This is a genomic window from Lacticaseibacillus manihotivorans DSM 13343 = JCM 12514 (genome assembly GCF_001435035.1).
GTDB classification, from domain to species: domain Bacteria; phylum Bacillota; class Bacilli; order Lactobacillales; family Lactobacillaceae; genus Lacticaseibacillus; species Lacticaseibacillus manihotivorans.
Genome location: NZ_AZEU01000278.1, coordinates 1 through 395, shown reverse-complemented (window position 1 = coordinate 395; position 395 = coordinate 1). Strand labels below are relative to the sequence as shown.

Genomic DNA, 395 nt, shown 5'->3' with positions numbered 1-395 from the left:
ACTGGGGCTATTAAAGTATTTCAAATGGCCAAGCAGAAAGCCGGAGGTCTGGCACCGATAATCCACACTGATCGCGGAGCAGCATATACTTCCAAAGCATTCAACCACTACTTGGCTAGTAATAACAGCCAACATAGTTACTCAGCCCCAGGAACACCAGCTGATAATGCGGTGATGGAGCACTGGTGGGCTGATTTTAAATCTATCTGGTTAGCACACTCACCACAACCACAAACGTTTGAAGACTTAGAACAGCTGGTGACAGAAGGTATCGATTACTTTACGCATTCCTTTATTTCAGGCAAAAGAAATGACCTTACCGCAGCAGAATACCGCTTCGGCAAGGCCAACTAGTTTTTATTATTTAATGTGTCAACTTGACAGGGTACAGTACC

At 44.6% G+C, this 395-nt stretch carries 1 pseudogene; it reads left to right on the top strand.

From position 1 onward, the window contains the following. Positions 1–354: pseudogene (locus FD01_RS13845) on the top strand (DDE-type integrase/transposase/recombinase); the annotation flags it as partial. Between the last annotated feature and the right edge of the window lie 41 nt (positions 355–395).